We start from the raw sequence: 6,664 nt of genomic DNA, 5'->3' as shown, positions 1-6,664 counted from the left end.
ATATATAAAATGTATCTAAATCGGTAATTTAGTATCTTAGAGGTGTTTCTTTGTGAGATTGTTGAAATTTTTGATATTTGCCCTGGCGTTCTCCCTCTTTTCCCGGGAGGCGGCCTTCGCGGCTCAGAGTACGGCCAACCTGGATGCCCTGATTCATCAGCAGGCCGCGGTGGAGAGCGAAGAGAGCGTACTTTCGGCGGATGCCGCGGTACTGTCGCGGGACGTCGCGGCCGAGGAGAAAGAACTTGCCGAGTCTCCGGCGGCGATGCCCGCCGTCTACGAGACTTCGCTGGCGCTGATCCTATCGCCGGAGAAACGCGCGGCGGTGCGGGCTGAATCGGAGCAGTATTTCGCCGCCGGACGCCGCGACAAGGCCGCTTCGGTGATTGGGCGCGCGCTTGGCTCCGAAAACGGCTTCTCTCTGTTCTATCTTGGCAATTTCTGCCTCACAGCGCTGACGACGGCCGGTATCGTCGATGCGCAGGCGGAATTTCTCAGCGGCTTCATGCGAGGCTATTCCAAGACCGGCGTCCTGATGTTCACCACCTCGTCGGTCGGAAGCTTCGAGGCCTATCCGATGAAGCGCGGCGCGCCGTGGCGCGTCGTTCCCGCGGGGGCCTCTTCCGCCGCCCGGGATGAGCGTATTTACCAAGGCAAAGGCGTGGCATTCATTCCCTTTGCCTACGGTTCCAAGTTCAAGCTGGACATTACGGCCAAAGAGGGCGCGGGGGTCAAAATGTGGAAGATACTGCCCAACGGCGTGAACGCGAAGAGTTGGCCGGGCGGCAGGTGGGAGCGGGAGATCACCGTCCGCGGCGACATCAAATACTGATGCCGGCCTCCGACCTTTGGCGGCGGTGACATAAAGTGGATATCCGGATCGTTTGAAGGGAGCGAATTCTCATGAAAAAAAAATTTGTGCTGATGCTGGCGGCGGCTTTGGCCGCGGTATTTTGCGGCGCGGCAGCCGCGGGAGACGACTGGGATACGTTTGTCGCGCAGATGGAAAACAGACAAAAGATCAAGACCGAGGGGCCCGCCTTTTATGACCAGATAGCGCTGCTCGCGCCGGCTGGCAGCGAGCGCGAGCTGTGGGAGCTCTCCTGCTCCGCGCCCAATTTGCAGACGCGGGCCGCGGCCTCGGCGGCTTTGGTGAAGAAATGGTTCCCTGAGGGAGACCCCGCGAACTGGCAGCAGGTGACGGGATTCTTTCCGCCGGCCTCTTACGTCCCGAAGCAGATAGTGGCGGTAAACGCGCTCTTCAACGCCGTCACCGCGCTCTCGCAGATGCCGGAGGGGAAATATGCCGCAGCCTACCTTATGCGGCAGTTTGCGCAGTCCTCGATGGGCAAGCTGATCTTCATCGACAATATGCCCGCACCCTTTAGGAATACGCTCGACAGCCTCCTAGCGGAGACCGATATGGGCGGCTACTGGGCAAGCAGCAAAATAGAGGGGCCTTACCCCTTCGTACCGGTCTATAACGGCGTGAGGACGTATGACTATGCGATGAGCCGCGGCCTCCAGTTCCTCAACGGCTTCGGCGGCATCGCGGAATCCGGCCCCTACGCATGGGACAGGGCGAACGGTTTTGTCTACCGTCTCGTTGACCCCAGCGTAAAGGTGTGGGATCGGGACTGACTGTTCAGGCGGCGCTGAGGCGGTAAGCCCGGCATAACAGATTTATATGGGCCGTGTTCCTTGTAAGAGAGGAGCGCGGCCTTTTTTGTAAAAGCCTCTTCTTTCCGCCGTGGACGCCGGGTGCTGCCGCCGTCATATAGAGTTCTGCCGCCCGCGAACTGGGAGGTTATTTCAAATCAATCCCTTCAAACGCCATTTGCCGCCGGCATATCTGGCGGCGGCGAGCGCGAGGCCGGCGGCCCAGCCAATCGGCAGCGACCACCAGATGGCCGCCGGGCCGATCTTTGCCGCGAGGGCATAGGCCATAACGATGCGCAGGCCGAAATTTGTCAGCGTGCAGAAGGTGAAGGCGCTCATGTCGCCCGCCCCGCGCAGTACGCTCGCGAAGATATTGCTCATTCCCATCATAATATAAAAGGCCGAGACGGCGCGGAGGTAATCCATTCCCACCCCGATGACGGCGGCGTTTGCCTCGGCGTCTACGAAGAAGCCGAGAAATTCCCTGCCGAAGAGGAAAATCGCGGCGGTGAGCGCCAGCGCTATCGTTGAGGACATCAGGGAGGCGGCTCTGACGCCTCTGCCGATCCGTTCATACTTTCCGGCCCCCATATTCTGCGCCGTGAAGGCGGAAAGGGCGTTGCCGACGTTGAGCATCGGCAGTATCGCGATGTTGTCTATCTTTGTGGCGGCGGTGTAGCCCGCCATCAGCACGGGGCCGTACCTGTTGACGAGCGTTTGGACGAAGATAAATCCCATGGAGACGATCGACTGCTGTATCATCGAAGGCAGCGCGATACGGTATATCTTCCTGAACAGCGCCGCGGAGAAAATGGCCGGCCTGTCCTGGAGCCGGATATCCAGGAGCCGCGAAAGAAGGATCGTGAGCCCCGCGAAGGCCGCGAAGGCCTGGGAGATCAAAGTCGCCCAGGCGACGCCGGGAACGGCCAAACCGAAGCGGATGACGAACAGCAGGTCGAGCGCGATGTTCAAAACCGAGGTAAAGACAAGCAGAAACAGCGGCGTCCGGCTGTCGCCGAGGGCGTTGAACGAAGCGGTCACGCCGTTGTAGAGGAACATAAAGAGCAGTGCCAGCGTATAGATTTTTAAATAGACGGAGGCGTCGCTGAAGAGTTCCAGCGGCGTTCCCATCAGCCGCAGGATGCCGTCTCCGAAGACGAGGCCGGAGAGGGCCAGCAGCGCGCCGGTTGCGGTCATCGAGATAAGCGTCGTGTAGACGGCGGATGTTGTTTCACTCATCCTATGCGATCCGAAAAACTGCGATATCACGACGGTGCAGCCCGCCGCGCCGCCGGTGGAGAGGGCGATAAAGAGAAAGGTCGCAGAGCCTGAGGCTCCGACGGCGGCGAGCGCCGAAGCGCCGACGAAATTTCCGACGACGATGAGGTCCACAATATTATAAAACTGCTGAAAAAGGTTTCCCAGAATCATCGGCAGCGCGAAAGATACCATAGTCTTTGCGGGGCTGCCGGCGGTCATGTCCCGAATCATCGTAAAATCCTCCGCTCCGCGCCGGAAAGCTTCCACGCGGCAGGGTGCAAAACGCTCTAGATACTAGCAGAGCCGCCGCGCCGCGTCAAATTCCCCACGACCCGGGGGCTAAAGATATACTCGTCTGTTTACGACGCCAAAAAAGCGCCGCCGTGATTAACGGCGGCGCTGAAGCGGCTGTAAATATCTGGCGTCTCTATTCTCCGAGAAGCTCCTCGAGTATCTCCGCCGTCTCGCCGAGAGCCTCCGCGTCGATCTCCTCAGGGTCAGTATTGGCCCTTTCGAGCTCTTCGAGGCGCTTCTTGACGGCCTCGATACGCTCCGATACTCCGGCCTCCTCGTAACCCTCCCGCAGCACCTTCATCTCTTTTTCGTCCGCGAGCCTGTTGGTGAGATATCCGAAGAGGAAGGTCGGCGCGCTGATGGCGGCGAGGCGCTTGTCAGACTTGCACCACGGCTCCGCGAGGTAGGTCGCGTCGTTCACCACCTCTTCCAGCTCATCCTCTATCTCCTCTTCGGCCTCCGGGAAATCCCAGATATTGATGACGAAGAAGGGGACGTCGGGGGAGAGCGAGATGGCGTAGTTTATGGCGTCGCGCACCTCTCCGGCCGGGGCGCCGGTCTCCAGAAGCGCGATCGCGCGCGCGTGCTCGCCGACGACGGATTCGAGCGGGTCCGCCTCAAGCGTTTCAAAGATATCGCCGTAGAGCTCAAGGTCCAGCATGCAGCGGTAGAGCAGCATACGGCTGGGGAAAGAGCCCTCGTCGTCAAAATTGGCAAACTCCTTGGCCACCTCGTATGCCTCTTCGATCTCGCCCTCCGCGAGCAGCGAATAGCCGAGATTCATCATCACCGTGCAGTAGACGAGAGAATCCCTATCTTCATCTATGACGGCGGGTATCTCCTTCGCGTCGACCACAGCGCGGATCTCATCCAGCGCCTCGCGCAGCATATCGAGGTTTTCCACGGCGTCTTCGTAGCCCATCGTCTCCCAGACAGCCAGTTTTCCGTAGGGGCTCTTGGGGTCCTGTGTGAGGAGCTCCTCGCCGATCTCTCTTATCTCTTCGTTTGTCTGGGCCTCGTCGAGCTTATCCAGAAGTTCGTCTCTTGTCATGACATTTATCCTCTCTTTATTCGTAATGTTTTTGTTCTCTTCTTGCCGAAACATGCGCCTATTATACGTTTAAACTCCGGAGACTACCAATACAATCGTACCGTTATTCTGCAGCTTCATTATATAGACGAGGCCGCCGCGGCGGTCATACCTCTGCCGTCCGTCGAGCACAGGACCGTATAGTCCCAGCCTGCGCAGCATGCGGCGTGCCTCCTTCTGGCTGATCTGCGGGTCAAAGGCCATGATGATCTGCTGGCAGATGCTCTCATATTGATCCTCGCCGTTGTGCAGTCCGCCGCGGCTGTATCCAATCGGGGGCTCTCCTGGGGCGACGGTGAAGGAAAGGGCGACATTTTTGAGCATCTTCGTTCCCGGCATCGTGTTGAGATAGAGCAGGATAGAGTCATTATATTCGGCGACGTAATTGCCGTCCTCCAGGCGGATCATCTCATTTTCTATGCGTGCGGAGGAGAAACTCCACTTGACCTTGCGCGCGGCGATCTTCATGTGCATGATGAAGACCGGAACGGAGATGCCGAGCCCCATGCTGTCGTCCTCTTCGGCGGCTGGCGCTAAGTTTGCCGTTATCAGCATAAAAGACACGCAAAGCAGGATGATTTTTTTTATCAAAGTCTTTCCCTCTCTTAGTATCGTAAACACTAAGGGCCATTATAGCAAATTTACATAAGCTGCAATCATCTTTTTAGAGTAAAATATCCTCTGAATGACGAAAGGAGTTTTGCAATGAAGTGTTCACTCGTAAGATTTTTAAAGATGTTATTACTCACGGCCCTCGTCTCCGTGCCCTTTAATGGCGCGGCTTTCGCGGCGGATGGAGACGAACCGGTGGAGATATATTTTGAAAGCCAAAGCGGCGTACAGCCTGACCTGCTTGGCACCGCATTTTTCAGGGCCGAAGCCCTTTGGGCGCCCGCGGAGGCGCTTCGTTTGATGGGCGTGCCTCTAGAGGATGGGCCGAACAACAAAGGTTTCTACATCGGCGTCACAGACCCCGCGCAGCGCTTTGACAGCCCCGTGCTAGCTCAGCTCGCCGGACGCCAGATAGCGCTATATTTCCCCTCGCTCTCCGTCGAGGGCGTCTCCTACTTCAACATGAGCGGGATGCAGAACCTGACGAACCTTGATTTCAGAAGGGAAAACGGGAGCGTCGTCTTTACCCCTAACGACAGCGTCAGAGGATATGTGCAGAGCGGCGCCGTGGAGCTGCCCCCAATTTCGGGCAAGCTGACGATGACCTGGGAACATGTGACGCTCGATAATCCCAATCTCGGCGCGCAGAATGCGATACCTGGCCTTGACGTCCTATCCCCGACCTGGTTCAATCTCATGGACGCGAACGGTGGTATGGCGAACCGCGCCTCCGCCGCCTATGTTGAGTCAGCCCACCGCAGGGGATACCGCGTGTGGGGGCTGGTCTCCAACAGCTTCAACGCCGCCATGACGACCGCCTTTTTTAAGAACGCGCGCGCGATGAACCTCTTTATGGCGCGTCTCATAATCTACGCGAAGCTCTACGGCCTCGACGGCGTCAACATCGACTTTGAGGGAATGAACGAAGCCGACCGCGCGCAGTTCGTGCGCTTTGTCGCGCGAATATCCGAACTGCTGCGCCCCGAGGGGCTAACGCTATCCGTCGACGTATTCATCCCCGCGAACACTAAATCTTCGCGGAGCCATGACCGCGGCGAACTTGCGAAATATGTCGACTATGTCATGCTGATGGCCTACGACGAACACTGGCGTACAAGCCCACGCGCCGGTTCCGTAGCCTCGATGCCCTGGGTGACGAAGGCGGTCGAGGGTACCCTCGCGGAGGGAGTCCCGCCGTCGAAGCTGGTGCTTGGCGTTCCCTTCTACATGCGCCGCTGGGAGGAGACGAAAGCCAACGGCGGCGTGAAGGTGAAGGGCTACACCCTGACGATGGCCGAGGCGGAGGAGCTCGCCGCGAAGCGCGGCGCTCAGATGCAGTGGCTTGAGACGCCGGGACAGTATTATTTCACCTACGTCGCGAACGGCAAGGTTCAGAAGATATGGGTCGAAAACGCCGCCTCGATAGAGCGGAAGCTCTCGCTGGTGGATAAATACGGCCTCGCCGGAATGGCCGGTTGGCGAAAAGGCCACGAAAAACCCGAGGTGTGGGATACTATTTCATCTTTAATGGGCAAATAGTAAATCGGCGTTTATACGCACGACTAACTTCATAACTGAGGGCTTGGCAATGCTCACCGCACTTTAGTGCGCCTCCGCTTGCCAAGCCCTCAGTTATTTCGTTATCCGCACGTCTAAACGCCGATTTCTTTTGGGTGGGGAAAACGGTAAATTGTGGTTTAGCTTCGACGGTGCAAGGAATAAATAACGCTTTATCTTTTGACTTTGCCC

Annotated in this window: 7 protein-coding genes; 3 read left to right on the top strand and 4 right to left on the bottom strand. The window is 57.9% G+C overall.

Annotated elements, in window-relative coordinates; translation table 11 throughout:
* The first annotated feature begins 52 nt into the window (after positions 1 to 52).
* The gene (locus tag LIO98_RS08155; RefSeq protein ID WP_291955323.1) at positions 53 to 832 is read left to right on the top strand and encodes a hypothetical protein; all 780 of its coding nucleotides are present in this window, start codon (positions 53 to 55) and stop codon (positions 830 to 832) included.
* A 71-nt stretch (positions 833 to 903) separates the two neighbouring features.
* Positions 904 to 1,641, top strand: a complete 738-nt coding sequence (locus LIO98_RS08150; RefSeq protein WP_291955322.1) for a hypothetical protein — start codon at positions 904 to 906, stop codon at positions 1,639 to 1,641.
* A 171-nt stretch (positions 1,642 to 1,812) separates the two neighbouring features.
* On the opposite strand, the gene LIO98_RS08145 is transcribed toward LIO98_RS08150, so the two are convergent.
* The 3 genes from LIO98_RS08145 to LIO98_RS08135 all read right to left on the bottom strand — a co-directional run bounded on the left by LIO98_RS08145 (position 1,813) and on the right by LIO98_RS08135 (position 4,894).
* Positions 1,813 to 3,150, bottom strand: coding sequence for an MATE family efflux transporter (locus tag LIO98_RS08145; RefSeq protein ID WP_291955320.1), 1,338 nt, complete (start codon positions 3,148 to 3,150; stop codon positions 1,813 to 1,815).
* A 196-nt stretch (positions 3,151 to 3,346) separates the two neighbouring features.
* A complete protein-coding gene (locus LIO98_RS08140; RefSeq protein WP_291955317.1) occupies positions 3,347 to 4,264 on the bottom strand; it encodes a hypothetical protein in 918 nt (305 codons plus the stop codon).
* 69 nt (positions 4,265 to 4,333) lie between these two features.
* Positions 4,334 to 4,894, bottom strand: a complete 561-nt coding sequence (locus LIO98_RS08135; RefSeq protein WP_291955314.1) for a hypothetical protein — start codon at positions 4,892 to 4,894, stop codon at positions 4,334 to 4,336.
* Positions 4,895 to 5,008: 114 nt separating this feature from the next.
* Between LIO98_RS08135 and LIO98_RS08130 the strand changes: the two genes are divergently transcribed.
* Positions 5,009 to 6,454, top strand: a complete 1,446-nt coding sequence (locus LIO98_RS08130) for a glycosyl hydrolase family 18 protein (protein WP_291955311.1) — start codon at positions 5,009 to 5,011, stop codon at positions 6,452 to 6,454.
* On the opposite strand, the gene LIO98_RS08125 is transcribed toward LIO98_RS08130, so the two are convergent.
* The coding region (locus LIO98_RS08125) for a hypothetical protein (protein WP_291955309.1) at positions 6,429 to 6,664 on the bottom strand (236 nt) is incomplete at its 5' end. The genes LIO98_RS08130 and LIO98_RS08125 overlap by 26 nt on opposite strands.

This window comes from Cloacibacillus sp., assembly GCF_020860125.1.
Lineage (GTDB): Bacteria > Synergistota > Synergistia > Synergistales > Synergistaceae > Cloacibacillus.
The sequence above is the reverse complement of the archived record's forward strand: the minus strand, read 5'-3'. Positions and strand labels throughout refer to the sequence as shown.

Bases quoted from the DNA above. Each gene is read 5' to 3' on its own strand.
- LIO98_RS08150 (WP_291955322.1), top strand. From the start codon at position 904: ATGAAAAAAAAATTTGTGCTGATGCTGGCGGCGGCTTTGGCCGCGGTA.
- LIO98_RS08145 (WP_291955320.1), bottom strand. From the start codon at position 3,150: ATGATTCGGGACATGACCGCCGGCAGCCCCGCAAAGACTATGGTATCT.
- LIO98_RS08140 (WP_291955317.1), bottom strand. From the start codon at position 4,264: ATGACAAGAGACGAACTTCTGGATAAGCTCGACGAGGCCCAGACAAAC.
- LIO98_RS08130 (WP_291955311.1), top strand. From the start codon at position 5,009: ATGAAGTGTTCACTCGTAAGATTTTTAAAGATGTTATTACTCACGGCC.